At 61.4% G+C, this 16,556-nt stretch carries 12 protein-coding genes, 1 tRNA gene and 2 rRNA genes; 12 read left to right on the top strand and 3 right to left on the bottom strand.

Features of this window, described 5'->3' with window-relative positions; genetic code table 11:
• Together ACTIGC_RS13400 and rrf are read left to right on the top strand one after the other, a co-directional pair.
• Positions 1 to 301 (top strand): 23S ribosomal RNA (locus ACTIGC_RS13400); the annotation flags it as partial.
• 90 nt (positions 302 to 391) lie between these two features.
• Positions 392 to 506 (top strand): 5S ribosomal RNA (gene rrf / locus ACTIGC_RS13395).
• A 120-nt stretch (positions 507 to 626) separates the two neighbouring features.
• Here the strand turns inward: rrf and ACTIGC_RS13390 are convergent.
• Entirely contained in the window at positions 627 to 1,868 is a 1,242-nt protein-coding gene (locus tag ACTIGC_RS13390) for a hypothetical protein (RefSeq protein ID WP_439634892.1), read from the bottom strand.
• Positions 1,869 to 2,022: 154 nt separating this feature from the next.
• On the opposite strand from ACTIGC_RS13390, the gene ACTIGC_RS13385 reads away from it, so the two are divergent.
• The 4 genes from ACTIGC_RS13385 (at position 2,023) to ACTIGC_RS13370 (ending at position 5,111) form a co-directional block, all read left to right on the top strand.
• Positions 2,023 to 2,099, top strand: a tRNA-Met gene (locus ACTIGC_RS13385).
• 231 nt (positions 2,100 to 2,330) lie between these two features.
• Positions 2,331 to 2,750 (top strand): hypothetical protein, encoded by a 420-nt coding sequence (locus ACTIGC_RS13380; RefSeq protein ID WP_439634891.1) that lies wholly within the window; start codon positions 2,331 to 2,333, stop codon positions 2,748 to 2,750.
• A 123-nt stretch (positions 2,751 to 2,873) separates the two neighbouring features.
• Positions 2,874 to 3,908 carry a helix-turn-helix domain-containing protein gene (locus tag ACTIGC_RS13375; RefSeq protein WP_439634890.1) on the top strand — a complete coding sequence of 345 codons (1,035 nt, stop codon included), beginning with the start codon at positions 2,874 to 2,876 and terminating at the stop codon, positions 3,906 to 3,908.
• Between the two features lie 69 nt (positions 3,909 to 3,977).
• Positions 3,978 to 5,111 (top strand): glycosyltransferase, encoded by a 1,134-nt coding sequence (locus tag ACTIGC_RS13370; RefSeq protein ID WP_439634889.1) that lies wholly within the window; start codon positions 3,978 to 3,980, stop codon positions 5,109 to 5,111.
• Between the two features lie 20 nt (positions 5,112 to 5,131).
• Here the strand turns inward: ACTIGC_RS13370 and ACTIGC_RS13365 are convergent, their stop codons facing one another.
• On the bottom strand, positions 5,132 to 6,745 hold the full coding sequence (locus tag ACTIGC_RS13365; protein WP_439634888.1) for a glycosyltransferase: 1,614 nt from the start codon (positions 6,743 to 6,745) through the stop codon (positions 5,132 to 5,134).
• On the bottom strand, positions 6,742 to 8,280 hold the full coding sequence (locus tag ACTIGC_RS13360) for a glycosyltransferase (protein ID WP_439634887.1): 1,539 nt from the start codon (positions 8,278 to 8,280) through the stop codon (positions 6,742 to 6,744). The genes ACTIGC_RS13365 and ACTIGC_RS13360 overlap by 4 nt, the downstream gene beginning before the upstream one ends.
• Before the next feature lie 262 nt (positions 8,281 to 8,542).
• Here ACTIGC_RS13360 and wecB point away from each other — a divergent pair, with 262 nt between their 5' ends.
• The 6 genes from wecB to ACTIGC_RS13330 all read left to right on the top strand — a co-directional run.
• Complete coding sequence (gene wecB / locus ACTIGC_RS13355) at positions 8,543 to 9,643, top strand: non-hydrolyzing UDP-N-acetylglucosamine 2-epimerase (protein WP_439634886.1); 1,101 nt, start codon at positions 8,543 to 8,545, stop codon at positions 9,641 to 9,643.
• Positions 9,644 to 9,683: 40 nt separating this feature from the next.
• The gene (locus ACTIGC_RS13350; protein ID WP_439634885.1) at positions 9,684 to 10,970 is read left to right on the top strand and encodes a nucleotide sugar dehydrogenase; all 1,287 of its coding nucleotides are present in this window, start codon (positions 9,684 to 9,686) and stop codon (positions 10,968 to 10,970) included.
• A complete protein-coding gene (locus tag ACTIGC_RS13345; RefSeq protein ID WP_439634884.1) occupies positions 10,967 to 11,755 on the top strand; it encodes an ABC transporter permease in 789 nt (262 codons plus the stop codon). The genes ACTIGC_RS13350 and ACTIGC_RS13345 overlap by 4 nt, the downstream gene beginning before the upstream one ends.
• Positions 11,755 to 12,552: an ABC transporter ATP-binding protein gene (locus ACTIGC_RS13340; protein WP_439634883.1), complete on the top strand. Its 798-nt coding sequence runs from the start codon at positions 11,755 to 11,757 to the stop codon at positions 12,550 to 12,552. Before ACTIGC_RS13345 ends, ACTIGC_RS13340 begins: the two co-directional genes overlap by 1 nt.
• Before the next feature lie 170 nt (positions 12,553 to 12,722).
• Positions 12,723 to 14,279, top strand: a complete 1,557-nt coding sequence (locus ACTIGC_RS13335) for a heparinase II/III domain-containing protein (protein WP_439634882.1) — start codon at positions 12,723 to 12,725, stop codon at positions 14,277 to 14,279.
• Between the two features lie 353 nt (positions 14,280 to 14,632).
• Positions 14,633 to 16,556: glycosyltransferase (locus ACTIGC_RS13330; protein WP_439634881.1), on the top strand; the 1,924-nt coding region annotated here is incomplete at its 3' end.

Here is a 16,556-nt window from a genome sequence, read left to right as displayed (position 1 = left end):
AGAACGTCGTGAGACAGTTCGGTCCCTATCTGCCGTGGGTGTCGGATACTTGAGAGGAGCTGTCCCTAGTACGAGAGGACCGGGATGGACGCACCTCTGGTGGACCTGTTGTTGCGCCAGCAGCATAGCAGGGTAGCTAAGTGCGGACGGGATAACCGCTGAAAGCATCTAAGCGGGAAGCCCCCCTCAAAACCAGGTATCCCTTGAGAGCCGTGGAAGACCACCACGTTGATAGGCTGGAAGTGGAAGCGCAGCGATGCGTGGAGCGGACCAGTACTAATTGCTCGATAGGCTTGATTTGCGTAGCTCATGAATGGCGATCGCCTCGTCCTTCATGAAGCCCGAAAGTTCAGGAAAAAATGTCTCTGTGAAACCGCGTCAAACGTGCCGACCGGGTGGTTATAGCGAGGGGACCCCACCCGTTCCCATCCCGAACACGGCCGTTAAGACCCTCAGCGCCGATGGTACTATGTCTTAAGGCATGGGAGAGTAGGTCGCCGCCCGGTCCGCCCGTTTGACGCCAGTTATCCTTTTTCTTTCCAATCAAAATGATGAAACCCCCGCTTCGGCGGGGGTTTTGTTTTATTCAGGTTTCAGTTTGCCCTCATCTCCAGAGGCGGTGCGCTTCAGGCAGTGCGCTCCGCGATGCCGGCAGTGCCAGGCATCTGCTCACGCACCCATAGACTGGCGAGCGCTTTCCACCCGGAAACTACCGGCGCACCCTGATGAAGGCTCAGGGGATCGGGGGAGCCGTCGGCGGTCACATTCACGAAGGTCAGCACGTCGCCCTTTTCACCACGCCAATTTATGTCCAGGCGGGGAAACCTTGTTTCCCCGCCGCCATAGCTGCCATTAAGGGGCGCGAGGGAGGTAGCCCGGCGCTGCCCTTGCGCGGCCAGTTCGGCACCTGCCAAGCCATCATCGGATGTGAAGCAGTCAAGGTGGGGTTTGTACTCGTCTCCGGGATAATACAGCAGGATCGCGAGATTTTCTGCGAAGGAAGCGCTGGTGCCGGCGCAAGTGGCCATGTCGGCGACAACGCGGGCGATAGCAAGATCCTGGAAGGAGCGCGGAATGCTGGCCGAGTAAGCTTTTCGGTGTGCATCCAGGCTGGTGCGGCCGGTGACCGGATCGAAAACTTCTGCTCTGCGCAGGGTAGGCCACGCCGCAGCCAGGAGGTAATCACACGATGCGTGGCTGACCACGGCGGTATGGGAGCGGATGGAGGGCGCCTCGCTGAGTTCGGCCGGCGACGTCGCTGACATTGGCCGGGCGAGGCCGATCATCTCAAACCCTTCGGTGTCTGCTGGCAGGACAGGTGCGCGGGATGTACGCGGCATCTGCGCCATTTCCGTCTTCAACGGGCCTGCTAGCGGATAGCCTGTAGCCATCAGTTCGTTCAGCCAGCGCTCGAGCTCTGGCCAGAGCCCTTTGTGATTCTTTGCGTGATGAAGCAGGGCTGCTGCTGCGAGACCGGCCCCCTGCCGGGCTGCGCCCTGCAGTAGCTCAAAAGACTGTGCGGGGTGGCTGTTCAACAGAAGTACGCCCACCTGCACCGCCGCGTCACGATCGCCTGCCTGCGCATGTTCCAGCCGCCGCTGGATGGCGCCGGGGAACCCGCCCGGGCCCAGAGCCATGGCGGTCGCGAGCATACGCCGGGCAATGGCGTGGCCAGGCTCAACAGGTTCCAGTACCGCTACCGTGCCGTCCAGATCGATAGGGCCGCCACGGCCATCAAGCATCATGCCTGCCAGTGGCAGGCGTGCCCGCTCATCGCCGGAGGCAAGGGCGGACTGCAAAAGCTGGCGTGAGGCGTGACTATTGCCCAATCTGCCGGCTTCTATGGCCTCGTCGAAGAGGGAAGACATGGGTCGATGTTCCCGTCAGGCTTGCGATGCCGCAGACTAGCGGGCTGTGCTGCGAATTCCAGTGCTGTTCAAGAGGCGTTACATCCGGTTGACGGACCCTCGTGTGTTGGTTAGTTACACCGCTCCCCATCGCCGGGGGTTATACCGGCACTGACGCGGGGTGGAGCAGCCCGGTAGCTCGTCAGGCTCATAACCTGAAGGTCGCAGGTTCAAATCCTGCCCCCGCACCCATAATTATCTGACTGCCCTCAGATATCTGCATGAAAGCGGCGAGGTCCCCTTCCACGTGAAGGCCGGCCTCGCCGCTTTTTGCGTTTCTGAAGACATGACGGGGCGGCCTGAAGGGTTCCTCAGCGATTGCCGGCGGCGCCTCAAGCCCGATATACAAAGGCTGATGCCCGGCGCACAATCATGCCTTACGCGGGAAAAAGGATTCCGTACGAGCGAGCCGGAGCAAACACGATGAATCAGGCCATATCCGAGATAATTGCGTCCTATGCTTTCCTCATCTCCATAATTTCGGTGCTTCTGGCGGTCGGCGGCGTGGTCGTCGCTGTGACGGTTCACGCAAGGGCCAAAAAGTCGGAAGTGGAGTGCGCCAGGCTGGAGCTGATGTACAAGCTCATGCAGAATGGCATCGGCATGGGTGACGCCAGAAGGCTCCGCACGGACGGCCAGCCTGGTTTTGAGACTTTTGTTCCGTCACAGATTGCCGCTCTTGCCGCGCTCCGGGCGTTTCCCGAGCTTCTTCCTGTTTTTGAAAGGCTGGAGCCAAACTTTAGGCAGAAGGCCGAGCACGATCCTGATGATCGCAATTTTGACAAGACGCTTCACAATGAGATCTGTGCGACGCTTGAGTACATAAGGCAGAGCAGGAAATAGCCTGTCGCCGGTTCGGGCGGCCGCTCTGTCTTCACGCCGCTGCTTTGCAGGTTTTTTCTGGTCCTGTGACGTTTTCGTGTATGGTGAACCCGACCATAGGCGACGGGGCGGGCAGTTTTCGCGATGGGGCTAATCGAAACATCGTATTTCAATACGCGCGGCATCGCGCCTGCGGGCAGGTTTGCCGCGTGGCGCGAGAATATCGGTGTGGTTTTTGACGTTAGCCCGCATGAGCGGACATCGGAAGAACGCTTCTCTGCGCGTGTGGAGAGTTTTCTGCTCGACGGGATCGTGATCAACCATTGCCGGCTTGGGGCTCAGCGCTTTTCGCGTTCGGCTGCGCGCATAGCGCGTGACGGTATCGATCACTATCAGATCCACGTGTTCTTGCGCGGCTCGGTGGAGATGGAGTGCGGCTCGCGGTCCATCGGCGCCGGCGCCGGGGACTTCGTGGTGCTCGATCACGGGGACACGTTCAGCTCGCGCACGACCGACTATGAAATCCTGAACGTCTTCATACCGCGCCGGCGTCTGGCGCCGTTACTCAAGTCGCCGGACAGCGTGCACGGACACGTGTTCGATTCCGGCAGCGGTGCCGGGCTGCTGCTGCGAGACTACATCGTTTCGCTTTGCCGTGTGTCGGGCGGGCTGTCGCTGGCCGAAGCCCCGGCTGCTGCCCAGCCGTTGATCGAGCTGGCGGCACTGGCGATGAATGGCAGCATGGTGGCAGCGGAAGATACGCCGTTCGTCGCCGATCACACCTTATTGTTGAAGGCTCAGGTCTTCATAAAGGAAAACCTGGCTCTGCCCTCACTGGGACCGGAACTGGTCGCCCAGGCCGCCGGCGTGTCGAGGGCCCGGCTGTACCGGCTTTTCGAGCCGTGTGGCGGGATCGCCTGCTATATCCGGGAAATGCGATTACGCCGGGCATTTACCGACCTTGCATCACCCGCCAGCCATCACCGCCAGATCGCCGATATCGCCTATGCTTGGGGATTTGCAGATGCGGCGCATTTCTCGCGCTGCTTCCGCCAGCGCTTCGGCGTCAGCCCGTCCTGCATCCGCTCGTCTCACGCCGATGCAAGCCCGGTGGACGTGCGTGTCAGCGAGGAGTTTGGCGATACGAAATACGCCTTCTGGATCGGTGCCATCGCCTGAGAGCCGGCTGGTGTTGGCGTAACCTGGCAAAGCACGGCAGAGCTAGGCTCCGCATAAGGGGCATTGACGATGAAGATTCTGCTGATCGCCAGACATTTTCCGCCAACGGTTTCGGGCGGATCGCGGCGGGCATACACCATGGCGGCGGGCCTTCGCGCAGTCGGGGCCGAGGTGCGGGTGGTTGCGCCCCAATCGGAATGCGGCGGCGGGGATGTGGATTATGAAGTGCATCATCCCAACGTCTCACCGTCGCAAGGTCCGCCGGCACCGCCCCGGCTCAAGGATTATCTGCGTGAGTGGCTATTGTTGCCCGACCCCGATGTTCGCTGGGCCCGCCGTGCGGCGAGCGCCGCAACTCAAGCCGGCTGGCAGCCTGACTGGGTCATCACCAGCGCACCGCCGGAATCCATTCACGAGTGTGGTCTGATCCTGCAGCGCAAGCTGGGATGCCGGTGGCTCGCAGACTTTCGCGACCACTGGCTGGACAGCCCGCTGCGTCCGATCCGGCACAGCGCGTTCAGGCGCGTCATTGAGCGGCACTGGGCCCGCCGCTATCTCGGCGCGGCTGACCTGCTGACGAGTGTCAACGCGCGTATCGACGAAGAGCTGGCCGGGCTGGCGCCGGGCACGGTGCAAAAGCGACACGTGTTGCCGCAGGCCGCTGATCCAACCCCCGGCGCCATGAAACTGAAGGCTGGCTTGCGTCATGTCGTTCACACAGGCTCGTTCAGCCTGTCAGACCCGAGCCGACGGATAGAAGACTTCATCGAAATGGTGCGGGAGGCGAAGTCTCTCAATGGCGACCTTGTTGTGCATCTTGCGGGGCGTCTCACAGAGGCTGAACAGGCTGCGGCCGCCAATGCCGGGCTGGGCGACACGATCGTATTGCATGGAATATTGCCGCTTGCCCGCGCGCGGGAGCTTCAGGCAGCTGCCGATCTGGGCATTGTCTTTGCCGCGCCGGACAGCCCTGCAGTGCCCGGCAAGCTTTTCGAGTATGCCGCCAGCGCAGTTCCCGTGCTTGTGATGGGCGGCGGCAACTGGGTGGCCGAGGCAGGCTGGCAGCGCGTGAACGCGCCGGCGGTTCTCGCCGGGCAGGAGGAAGGTATTGTGCTGCCTGTCCCGCCCACGTCTGAGGAGACCGGCGTGCAGTTGCGGTCATGGATGGAAGCCGGCGGGGGGAATGTCAGCCAGTCCGGGTGAAACACATCAGAATGTGGTCCTCAGGGCGCGGCGGCGATCCCGCGCCAGTTCTCAGCCAGCTTGCTTGCGGCCTGAGTCCAGCTGCGCTGCTCGCGCACCAGACGCTGCCCCGCCTCGCCCGTTGAGGCCCGGAGCGCTTCGTCTGCAATAAGCTGTGCAAGGGCTGCGGTCAGGCTTTTCGTATCGCCTGCCTTGCAGCCAATGCCCGCTCCGGCAGCGATAATGTCCGCCATGGACGGCAGGTCGGACACGACGAGGGCGCGTCCGGCGGCCATGGCATCAAGCGGCTTCAAGGGGGGCACCAGACGGGTCACGGGCCGGTCCAGCCGGGGAACCGCATGGATGTCGAACGCGTGGGCCGCCGTCCAGGCATCGCCGTCGTCCAGCAAACCTGTAAACACCACATCGGGGCGGGCGCCACCTGCCTGCCGCAAGCTGCCCAGCTCAGGGCCATCACCTGCAATCACCAGCCTATGTTGGATGCCGCGTCTGGTCAGCATGGCGCTGGCCTCCATCAGTATCGGAAGGCCCTCATAGCTGGTCAGTTTTCCCAGATAGCCGATGACCGGCATGTCCGGCTTCGCACCCCAGTTCCGACGCAGGGTCTGGACGGCCGCATCATCGGGCTTTGCCCGGTCCGAGGCACCGTTGGGGATGCTGACAGTGTGCTGCGCTCCGGCCTCTCTCGCCCAATTCTCAAGAGCTGGCCCATTGGTGAAGACGCATTTTGCCTGCCGGATAGCCTCGCGCTCGGCGCTGTCCTGAAAGGCGAAACCGGGACCGCCGGGAAAGCGTGGTTCGACGCTGCTGCGCGTGATGTGCCAGAGGCCGCGTACCTCATAGGTCCACGCCGTTCCTCGGACTGCTGCAGCCCGGCTGGCGACCGCTGCACACAGAAAGTTTGAAGCCGCATGGATAATGTCCGGCTGGAAGCTGGCCGCGATGCGGGATACTTTCTCCACGCGGGGGGAAATCCAGGCTTCGGGTCCAAGCCTTGTGGCGTGCGTTCCGGCGCCGTGATACATCACGCCGTCAATGTCCGTCTGCGTGCCGTCAGCTTGGTCGAGCACGGCTACACAGGCACTCCAACCGGCCTGGGTGAGCGCGCGTGCCAGCGCGTGAGTGCGCAAGGCGTATCCATTTCGTACAGCCGGCAGCGCGCTACGCACCACAAACAACACTCTGCTGGCGGCGGGGCGTGGTTGCAGGGTGCGTTCGGCGCCCTGTGCGAACAACGCCGCCGGCTTCCCGGCCTGCTCGCGAAGCTCGTTCACCAGTGCGGCCAGACCCTCCAGTGAGCTGGACGATGGTAGCGCACTTGCTGCCCGGCCTGCACAGATGCGTGTGAGGGCGCGGCGTTCGGCGGGGGGAAGGGCAGCGATGTCCGGGAATGTCCTGTCACCTGCACCCCACTCCAGCGCAATCGCCAGACGCCTGGATCCGGAGCGGGCTACCAGTGAACGGGTTATGCGTGTGGCCCGCCACGGAGCCTGAAGCCAGCTGGCAGGAGAACGCAGGCTGATCAGCAGGTCGCCCAGTTGGAACCGCGCAGAGGATTGCAGCCGCTCGAGCTCCGCTTCGAGTTCTGCAATACGCTCCGGGTTCCGGTCTTTCGATGGGCCGGCGCCAGTCATTGCTCAAGTACCTTTGCATAGACGGCGTTTAGCGCTGCCGCCACGATTTCGCGGCTGAACCGTGCCTCGGCTTCTGCGCGTGCTGCAGCTGCCAGTTGTAACCGCAGGGGCGTGTCTCCTGCCAGCCGGGTGATGGCGGTAGCCAGAGCATTGGCGTCTCCGGGCGGGACTACAAGGCCCGTGCGCTCGTGCTCTACTATTTCGGTAAGGGGAGCAAGCGCCGACACAACAGGGCTGACGCCGCTCGACATGGCTTCGACAAGTTTTATCGGAGGGACCAGCCGCGTGACGGGACGGTCAATGCGCGGGACGGGAGCAATATCGACGATACTGTACAGTTGCGCGATCACGCTGCGCGGAACATGGTCTGCAAGCTGCACGTGGGCAGCAAGGCCAGCGCGGCCGATCTGCTGGCGGATGGCATCCTTTGCCGGACCGCCGCCGACAAAAAGGGCCTGAATGTTCGCGCCGCCGCTGCTGGCCAGTTCCAGCGCGTCCACCAGGATTTGGAGCCCTTCATACGGCGCAAAACTCCCGAAATAGCCGACGGTGATGCGGTCGGGGTCGAGACCCCATTTGCGGGCAAGCGCCGGGTCCCGCTCCCTCGGCGCATAATGACGAGTGCACACAGCGTTCGGGATAACACTGATACGCGCTGTGTCGGCTCCTCTTGCGGCGAGATACTCCTGTACGGCCCCGCTGATGCAGATGGCTGCGTCTGCCCGGCGTACGGCCTCCACCTCCAGGGCATCAGCGCCCTGATAGAAGATGTCGCTGTCGATCCGGCTGCCTTGCGCGGCCTTGGTGACGTGCCAGAGGCCACGCACTTCGTAGATGCTCTTCTTGCCGGCAAGCCTGGCTGCATACGATGCGGCCAGCCCGTTCACATAGTTCGATGCCGCGTGAATGATGCTGGCTCCGGTGTCTTGCGACACGTCAGCGAGGCGGCGGGCATAGGCTTCGACATAGTCGTTCAGCCCGCGCGTCAGCAGCCCCATACGGTCGTCCGGCAGCCGCCGCCATTCCCGGTCATTTACCAGTTCGGTGCCGGTTGCCGGTTCGCTCCTGAAGCGGTTCAGTTCCTGTGGGTAGCCCAGACGCAAGACCGGCTTTGGCTGCCAGCCCGCGGCCTCGGCAGCCGCGACCATCTCGTCCGAGCGGGCGGCATAGCCATTGATGACGAGCGGGGCGCCCGAGTGAAACGCCATTACTACCGTGCGGCGATCGCTGTACGGGGCAGGTGCCGGTGAGGCGGGCAGCTCAAGGAATCTGCCGGCTGCGGCCATCATGAATTCGTTGAAGCGGGTGAGCTTTGCCCGCACCGTCAGCGGCAGACTCTTTTGAGCGGACGGTGCGTTCAGGAGCTGGTTTATGAGCGCTGAGGGATCGTCCTGACGGGCCAGAGCTGCAAGCTGACGCAGCTCGGGGATGGAAAGGTGCGCCGAAATCTGTGGTTCAATGGGGAGCAGGCTGTGAAAGACTGGTTCGTCATGGCGCTCTCTCAATATACGCACAAAGCGGCGCCGTGTGCGCATGAACACCAGAAATATCCTGGCCGCCGTGAACAAATGTCCGGGTGCCTGCCTAGGGGATATTGCCGCCTTGGCGAGAAGCCATCCCATTTGTTCGCGGGCTGAAACGCTTGAGTCAGGAGCATCATCCGCCAACGGATCGACTTCGGATTCTTGCTTTGTCATCGACTCTGTTCTGGTTGCGCACCGCGGGTCACGCGTAAGCTGTTGCGTATGACATGGCACTAGGATAGTTACCGCGCAATGGTGAAGATGAGGGGCCGGTATGAGGGTTCTGGTAGTTCTGGGTACGCGGCCCGAGGCAATAAAGCTTGCCCCGGTGATCGAAGCGATGCGCGCGGATCCCGATATCGAACCCATCCTCGTTTCGACCGGGCAGCACCGCGAGATGGTCGCCACGGCGCTCGACTGGTTCGGAATTACGCCGGATCATGACCTGGCAATCATGACGCCCAACCAGACGCTGACCGACGTTGTCACTCAGGCAATGAAGGGGCTGGACGGGCTGATCATGGAGCACAAGCCTGATGCCGTTGTAGCGCAAGGTGATACGGCAACCGTTTTTGCTGCTGCGCTGGCTGCATTCCACCGCCAGATCCCGTTCGGTCACGTCGAAGCGGGTTTGCGGACCTACGATCTTGAGCACCCCTTCCCGGAAGAGGGCTACCGGCAACTGGTCAGCCGGATCACCCGTTGGCATTTCTGTCCCACGCAGCGCGCGGCCACTGCCGTTCGAGACGAAAAAGGGCAGGGTATCGTGCACATTGTCGGCAACACGGTTGTCGATGCGCTGCTGAGCACGGCTGAACGGGTGAAGCAGACGAACGTGACGGCGCGCGACCGGCGCTATGTCCTCATCACGGGGCACCGGCGCGAAAATCACGGGGCGGCGTTTGACGCCCTGTTCGGCGCGCTGGCGCGTCTGGCCGAAATGAACCCGGACGTGGACTTCATCTACCCGGTTCACCTCAATCCGAATGTTCAAAAGGCGGCACGGGCCCATCTTGGCGGCAAGGCGAACATCCAGCTGACCGAGCCGGTGAGCTATCCCGAGATTGTTCGCCTGATGCTGGGGGCCGCGGTCATCTGCACGGACTCCGGCGGCATCCAGGAGGAGGCCCCCAGCTTTGGTGTGCCGGTGCTGGTGATGCGTCAGACCACAGAGCGCCAGGAAGCGGTGGACGCCGGGGTGTGCGAACTGGTTGGCAACAACCCGGAGCGGATGGTTGAACGGGCCCACGAATTGCTTGCTCACCCGGAACGTTTCACGGCGCGCGATACGCCCAATCCGTTCGGGGACGGGCTGGCGTCAAAACGCATTTGTGATGTGTTGACCGGACGCGATTACGCGCCCTTCCAGCCATAACGGGTCAATTTTTCCCGGTTTTTGAATTCAAGGACTGATTATGAGTGACAACAAGATCGTTGTAATCGGGCTCGGCTATGTCGGATTGCCCACAGCCGCCCTCATGGCCAAAGCCGGTTTTGATGTGCACGGCGTGGATATCAATCCTGATACGCTTGACGCGCTCAATGCCGGCCGCTGTCCGATTGGCGAGCCGGAGGTTGTCCAGCTCGTGACAGATGCGCTGGCATCTGGCCGCTTCAAGGCCACCAGCCAGCCTGAGGCCGGTGATGTCTTTATCATCTGCGTGCCTACCCCGGTTACCGACGACAAGAAGTCCGATGTTTCCATCGTACGCGCTGCTACGCGCGCGCTGGCCAAGCATGTCAAAAAGGGTGATCTGATCATCCTTGAGTCAACGAGCCCGATTGGCACAACCGAATTTACGGTCGGCGAAGAGCTGGCGGCGCAAGGGTTTGACATTCGTGAAGACCTTGACCTTTGCTATTGCCCCGAGCGTGTGTTTCCCGGCTCGACCATTTCAGAGATTGTCGAGAATGACCGGATCATCGGCGGTTTGACACCGCGCGCTGCGGAACGTGCCAGCGCCATTTATGCGCGCTTCTGTACAGGCCCCCAGCTGAGAACGACGTCGGCAACGGCCGAGTTTTCCAAGCTTATGGAGAACACCTACCGGGACGTGAATATCGCGCTGGCCAACGTGTTCGGTCATATTGCCGAAGCTGCCGGTATTGACGTGAACGAGGTGATCGCGCTGGCCAACCGGCACCCGCGGGTGAACGTGCACACGCCGGGGCCGGGTGTGGGCGGGCACTGTATTCCGGTTGATCCGTGGTTCCTGATTGACGGTTTCCCGGAAGAGACCGGATTGCTGCTCCAGTCGCGCAATATCAATGATAATCAGGCGGCCCGCATCTGGAGCCGGGTGAAGGCAACGGGTGCAACCATCCGCAAGGTCGCCATCCTGGGTGCAGCCTATCGCGGCAATCTGGATGATGCGCGTGACACGCCGGCCGAATACCTTATCCATGCGCTGGAGGCAGATGGCGTCAGCTATGCTGTGCACGATCCGTATGTATCGCGGTTCCGGCTCCATGGCGGCCGGGAGATACCGATCAGCGCCAATCTGGAAGAAGCGCTGGAAGGGGCCGACGCGGCTATCATCATGACAGATCATTCTGACTATCGCGGGCTCGGACCAAAGGCGCTCGCCAGCATGGCCGGATCCGTCGTTGCCGATGGCCGCAACCTTGTTGACCGGGCAGCGCTGGCCGCGGCGCAATTCACCGTAATTCCCGTCGGCGCACCGCAGTTGGACGCGAAATGATCCGCACGCCGCTTCAGGACCTCTTGGGGGGGCTCAAGCGCTGGCAGCTTGGCCTGGCCTTGAGCTGGAACGATACGGTCATGCCACTGCGCAGCTCCTATCTGGGGCTGGTCTGGGCGAGCCTGCAAATCGGCCTGCTGGTGCTCATCCTGTATCTCCTGTTCGGTGATCTGCGCGGTCAGGACGTTGCGGATTACGCGATATATCTGGCCGCGGGCGTGACCGTTTACCAGTTCATCTCGATCGGGCTGGTAGATGGCTCGACGACGTTTTCCAAGCAGGCAGGGCTGATAAAGAACGTTCCTCATCCGATATCGCTCTACGTTTTCCGGCTTTTCTACAAGCAGATCATACTGGCGTTCTTCGCGGCCCCGATCATCCTGATTGCCATCGCTTACACAAACCAGTGGCCGGGCGTGCTAGAGGTGCTCGTCGCCTGCGCAGGCATTGTTCTTGTCGCCGCCGCATTCACCGGGCTTGCTCTTGCGATGGGTACCGCCTGCGTCGTGGTGCACGACCTGATACTGGCTCTCGCAGCGATGACACGGCTATTGTTTTTCATGACACCCGTTTTCTGGGTCGCAGAAACGCGTGGCGGGTTTCGTGGCCTGCTGTCGACTTACAACCCGTTCACCTATTTTCTGAACGTTGTGCGGGAGCCTTTGCGCGGGAATATGCCGACCTTGCTCGACTATGGTGTGGTTGTGGCCTGCCTGCTGGTTTTCTGGGCTGTTGGCGTGGTGCTGTTCAGCCTTATCCGCCCCCGCATTTCGGCGCTTGTCTGATGGCCAGCAAGAAGCCCTATATCCACCTGGAGAATGTCAGTCTCGACCTGCCCGTGCGCCATTCAGGCGTCTGGGGGAAGCTCTCGGCCGCGCAAGCGCTTGTCGGCGCACGGATCACCAAAGGCACTGGCAAGGCGAGCATCGCTGCGCTGGACAATATCAGCCTCGATATACGCGATGGCGAGCAGGTCGCCATTATCGGGCGCAATGGCAGCGGCAAGACAACCCTGCTGCGCCTTCTGGCCGGCATCTATCACGCGTCGTCGGGACATATGGAGGTTCAGGGGCGGGTGACCTGCCTGTTCTCGTCCGGGCTTGGATTGCGCAACGAAGCGACGGGCTGGGAGAATATCCGCTTTGCCAGCATGTTGTACGATGTGCCGCCGAAGGACATTCCCGCGCTGGCCGAAGAGATTGCCGACTTCTCCGAGCTTGGCAATTATCTCGACCTGCCGATCAGCGCCTATTCTACCGGTATGAGGACGCGGCTGGGCTTTTCGATCGTCAGTTCGCTCAAGCCTGAGATCCTCTTGATCGACGAGGTATTCGGCGCCGGCGATCCCGAGTTTCAGAAAAAGGCGCGCAAGCGCGTTGAAGGGATGCTGAAACAGTCCCGGATTTTCGTGCTAGCGTCGCAGAACCTCGGCCTTATCCGCAAATTCTGCACCAAAGCGATCTGGCTGGATCGCGGTGTCCTGAGGATGAGTGGCAAGTTGAAGGACGTGTTGGCTGCCAAAGCCGAGCTGGACGGGCCAGCCGATGCCAGTCTTCAGATCGAGGACAGTCTGGACGAGTAGTGCGCCCTCAAATATCTGCGGCCTTCGTGAGGCCGTGATGATGCCGGGAGGGTGCGCCGGACCGGCATGCCGGATGAATGGGGAACTCACACGCTGCCCGCCTTGCGGACCGGTCTCAACACCCCGGACCAATTGGCGCGGGAGGCAGTTCAGGGAAAGCCGCCGACACGATGGAAACTGCAATTACGCGCGACATGCTGTTCCTGCTTACTGTCCAGCCCTTTGGCCAGACGAAGAAGCAGGGCGTCGTGTTTCGCAAGGGCGGTGTGCCTCTCCTTCTCAAACCGCCGATAGACTGGGAGCAGGACCCTTTCAATGATCGCAACTGGTGTTTCAATCTGCACGCGCTGAGGGCCATCGACCCTGCCCTGGACAAACACCTGCGAACGGGTAAGCCCCAAACACTTGAGTATGCACTCAAATGGATACTCGACTGGAGGCGTGCACAAATCGAGGGAACGGCAAGCGAATTTGCCAACCATGACATGGCATGCGGGCTACGCGCCGGGCGCATCGCTTACGTGCTGCAACACGCTGAAGCTGCCGGCTTTCCGTTAAAGCCGCATGAGCTGAACAAATTGCGCGCATTGGCCTGCGAACATATAGCGGCCCTGAGCGACCCGGATTTTCTGTCGCACAATAATCATGCGCTGTTTCAGATCGTCGGCCTTTACGCGGCAGGCCTGGCCGTGGGGGGCGAGGCCGGAGCCAACGCGCGAGCGCTGGCGAGCGAGTTTCTCGAAGACAGGACAGCCAAATGGTTTACGCCGCGCGGAATCCATAAAGAGCATTCTCCAGAGTATCATGCGTTTGTAACGCGTGAGTTGATGCGCCTGCCCAAGGCGTTGCGCACCAAGCGCCTGTCCCGGCTGCTGCGCCTGTCAGACCGCGTAACTGACCAGTTTGTCGGGCCGGATAACAGGCTTTTCGCAATCGGCGATACGAACGCCCGACGAAAATCTGAAGGAGCCCCCAAAGATAAAAATGCCATTCTGGCTAGAAAAAAAGTTCAACTGTCTGACTGGTCGCAGGACGGATATATAATATCCAAGCGTCGCTCTGAGTCCTTTATTTTTTATGCAGCCGCATTTTCGGGTGTCCATAAGCATGCAGACGATTTATCATTTATTTGGTCGGATGGTGCTGCGCCATTGTTTATCGATTCTGGAAAATATAGTTATGATAAAGATGAGCTGCGGCAGTTCATCGTTTCATGCCGGGCGCACAATACTGTTTCGTTGGCTTCTCAACTGCCTGCGCCGAACTCAATCGAATGGCCAGCATCCGGAAGCGGCATAAAGGAAATCAATTCGTGTGTTCAGAATGGATTGCTGCTGCGCGGAGAGGTGTATCGCCCAGGCTTGTTCCACCAGTCCAGACAGCTGCTTTACCGGCCCGGCGCTCTCGTCGAAGTTGAAGACAAGGTAGAAAATTTCACCCGGTACGCGGCGGAAAGTTTGTTACAGATCGATGGTGAGGCCAGCGTCCGAAAACTTGGGCGATCAACCATCATTATCGAACGGGGAAAGACGAGGGTTCATGTGTCCTGGAGTGGCGGGAGGCTCCACCACTATTACGGCTCCACCAGCCCCCGCTATGGCTGGCGGTCGAAGTCATACCGTCAGCTGGAACCCTGCCATACACTTGCCTTGCGCCGCTCTGGCCGCGCGGTCAGTTTTCGATGGCGGATTGAGCTCGAATCCATCGAACGGCACCAAAAGAAATAGATGGGGTAACTCTGCCTTCTGTCTCATTTCCGTTTGCGGGACGTGCGGGCGGTGTTCGGGAGCGCGGTGGACGCACCAGTAACGTGCACGGCCGGAAGTAAACCTGAAAATCTCGCTCGAACGCCGGTTCAGCACTTGCCAGCGCAATTCGCCATGGTTACCAAAACGTCGATCTAAACGGGGGAATAATCATTTTCGCGGTGTTCAGCGCGCTGGTCACCGGCATTTGTTATTGCCTCGCTTCGGTGACCCCGGGGGCCAATATCGTAGACGCTGCGAAGCGGGGAAATAGCCCGCATTTTCGAGGCGTCGAAGCGTTCACTTCGCCTGCATTTGCAAGGGCAGCGACACATATGAGCGACAAGGTTATGGAAACAGTTCATTCACAGGGTGAGCGCGCCGCGCTGGTATGCGCCCTGCCGGGCAGTAAGGTCCCTGCCGCGTTGGCCAAGGCAGGTTTCGCCGTTTCCCTGTGGTCGCCGGACAGCGGGCAGGCACTGGCGGATATCGCCAATTCCGGGGCCATGTTCGAGCTCATTGTTACGGTGGCACCCAGGAAGGGTGATGTGTTTTTTGATGTCGGCGGGCGTGCGTTTGCGAGGCTTGCTGACCGTATGCTGCAGGAAGATGGGCGGCTGGCTCTGCTTGCTCCCGGGATTGCCGAGGAGCACGCACCAAGGCTGTCCAATCGCTTCCAGCCCGTCGACGCCCCTGTGGCGCTGGCCCCGCTTCTGCCGGAATTGTACTGGCTGGCTCCGCTCAGCCGCTGGCAGGTGCAAGACCGTCTGGAGACAACCCAGATATCGGTTGAGTCCCTCTTGGGACGGATGCAGAGCGCTGAAATCCGCGCCCGCAGGGCCGAGATGCGGCTCAATGAGGTAGATCAGCTCAGCCGTGGTCTGGCGGCGGACGTAGTCGCTCTGAACCAGGCGGTGCTGGCACTCTCCTCTGCGCAGGACAGTGTGGGGCGCAATGTGATGGTCAGGCTGGGTGGGGTGGTGCGCACGTTGCGCAACCGTTTCCGCCAGACGGCGGTCAATCCGCCTGCTGACGGCGCGGCCGCGCGCGCGGCCCTCTTTGCCGGGGCGCCGGCTCCGGAAAAAGACGGGGCGCCAGTGCTCGTCAGTCCGCCGTATGGGCCGATCTTGCCGGTTGACCGTGCCCGCGTTCGCGCGTTCGCGCGTTCACAGATCAGCGCCAAGAAGTTGCGGGAGCTGGAAGAATGGCTGGATCGCATCGGCGAGGGCCGGCCGGACTATGCGCGCTCGGCGCTCTACGGTTATGCCGCCGCCGCTGCCGGCGCGCTGCGCAATATAGATGTCCAGCGTGAGCTGTTGTCGAAGGCGATCGATATATACGCATCGCCGTCGCATATGGTGGAGATGGCCCGCTTCCTGACACGGCGCGGTGATGTGACGGAGGCCCGCGCGCTGATCGAGCGGCTACGTGCGCGCGAGGATGCGCAAGGCCGCGAGGACGTGCTGAAGATTGCCCAGCTGATCGACAAGAAGTTTCTCTGGGAAAACGCGGAAGCCGAGCTGGCACGTCTTGGTGCGCCGGGCGAGTCTGCGTTCGAGCCTGATAGCGGGAAAGCCATTTACTTCCTGCACAATGCTCTGCCTTATGCCTCGGCGGGGTACGCCACGCGCAGCCATGGCATCTGTCTGGGGCTGATCAAGGCAGGTATCCAGGTGGTTCCTGCTACGCGGCCAGGTTTCCCGCACGATCTTGATCTCGGTCCGTCCGTTCCGGAGGTCATACCGCCAACGCTTGAGATTGATGGTGTGACCTACATCTACAATACCGTGTTCGGCCGCCCCGAACACACCGAACCGGAATACATCCACAAGACCGCCGACGAGTTTGAAAAGCTGATCCGCCAGGTGCGTCCTGCGGTGGTTCACGCTGCATCGAACTACATGACCGGCTTCCCGGCCCTGATTGCCGCGCGGCGCTGCGGCGTGCCTTTCATCTATGAGGCGAGGGGGTTCTGGGAGATCACGCGCGCATCGCGCGAGCCGGCCTTCCGCCGAAGCTCCCAGTTCCGGGGCATGGCGCGGCTGGAGGCGGTCTGCGCACGTGAAGCCGATGCGGCGATTACGCTGACCTCGGCGATGAAGGACGAGCTGATCGAGCGCGGTGTGGACGAAGGCCAGATCACGCTGGTTCACAATAGTGTCGATGCGGCACGCTTCCTGCCGCAGGCGCGCGATGAAGCGCTGGCCGCGAAGCTTGGCGTGCCGGCGGGCGTGCCGGTCATCGGCTATATCGGGTCCC

Origin of the sequence: Glycocaulis sp. (genome assembly GCF_051859565.1) — a bacterium.
Classification (GTDB): domain Bacteria; phylum Pseudomonadota; class Alphaproteobacteria; order Caulobacterales; family Maricaulaceae; genus Glycocaulis.
Note: the sequence above shows the minus strand (reverse complement) of the source record. Positions and strands in the feature narration are given on the sequence as shown.